Annotated in this window: 1 protein-coding gene; it reads right to left on the bottom strand. The window is 64.9% G+C overall.

All coding sequences use genetic code 11. The features are described from left to right. Nucleotides 1-55: 55 nt before the first annotated feature. Nucleotides 56-1393 (bottom strand): IS256 family transposase, encoded by a 1338-nt coding sequence (locus tag HF999_RS22095; protein ID WP_168547902.1) that lies wholly within the window; start codon nt 1391-1393, stop codon nt 56-58. Nucleotides 1394-1448: the final 55 nt, after the last annotated feature.

Genomic DNA, 1448 nt, shown 5'->3' with positions numbered 1-1448 from the left:
GAGCTTGTCAAGTTTTCTGTGTAAGTCCGTCGTTCCTGAATTCTGTTAGCCATGCTTAGAGGTGCTGGTTGATGCGTTCCGGGTAGGCCACCGACAACTGCGCGATGGCCTGCTTCCAGTTGGTGACGACCTGTCCTTCAACGAGCCGGCCGGGGGCCTTCCGTTTGCCTTTCTGGCCGCGTTCCTTCGCCCGGGCCAAGGCCCGCTTGTCCTCGATGTCGCAGATCGCCAGCCAGAGCAGCTTGATCACTGCCATGTCGTTGGGGAACTGCCCGCGGTTCTTGATGATCTTGCGGAGCTGGTAGTTCAGCGATTCGATGCTGTTGGTCGTGTAGATCACCCTGCGAACCTCGGGTGGGAACTCCAGGAACGGGATGAACTGCTGCCATGCCCGTTCGAAAGTCGCTGTCACCGACGGGTTCCGCTTCCCCAACTCGGATCCGGAGAAGGCGTCCAGCGCTGCTTTGGCGGCGCCGGCGTCGGCGGCCTGATACACCTCCTTGAGCGCCGTAGCGACCGCTTTGCGGTCCTTGTAGGCCACGAACCGCAGGGCAGCGCGGATCAGGTGCACCACGCACGTCTGGACCGTTGTCTGCGGCCAGGTCGCGGCGATCGCCTCGGGGAACCCGGTCAGGCCGTCGCAGCACACGATCAGCACGTCCTTGACTCCGCGGTTAGCCAGGTTCGCGCACACGGTCGACCAGAACGCGGCGCCTTCGGTCTGCTGCACCCAGATCCCCAGCACGTGCTTGATGCCGGCCATGTCCACCCCGACGGCAATGTGCGCGGCCTTATTGCGGGTGTGCCCGCCGTCCTTGACTTTCACCACCAGGGCGTCGAGGTAGATCACCGGATACAGCGCCTCCAACGGGCGGGTCTGCCACGCCATCACCGCTTCGCTGATCTCGTCGACGATCTTGCTGATCGTCTCGTGCGAGACCTCGGTCCCGAACACCGAGTGGAGGTGGAACTGGATGTCCCGCAATGTCATCCCGCCCGCGTAGAGGGAGATGATCATGTCGTCGAGGCCCCCTAGGCGGCGGGTTCCCTTCGGCACCAGCTGCGGTGTGAATGACCCGTCCCGGTCCCGCGGGATCGCCAACTCCACCGGCCCGGCCTCGGTGAGCACCGTCTTCGGCGAGGTGCCGTTACGGGAATTGCTGATCTCCCGCGCCTCGGGGGCGCCCTTCTCGTAGCCGAGATGATCGGTCAGCTCCGCCTGCAAGCCCCGCTCCAGTGCGAGCTTCAACAATCCGGTCAGCAGCCCACCTTCGCCGGTCAGCTGCAACTCGCCGCCGTCGATCTGCTCCAGCAGCCCATCGACCGCACCCGAGGCCTTCAACGCGGCCGCCACATCCGCGGTCGACTCCGCCGACCGCAACCGATCCGCCAGCCCATCCGCGGTCGCCGCAGCAGCCTCAGGCAACTCCTGCTCCACCGTCTCTACC

It is taken from the genome of Tsukamurella spumae, from assembly GCF_012396015.1.
Taxonomy (GTDB): domain Bacteria; phylum Actinomycetota; class Actinomycetes; order Mycobacteriales; family Mycobacteriaceae; genus Tsukamurella; species Tsukamurella spumae.
The sequence above is the reverse complement of the archived record's forward strand: the minus strand, read 5'-3'. Positions and strand labels throughout refer to the sequence as shown.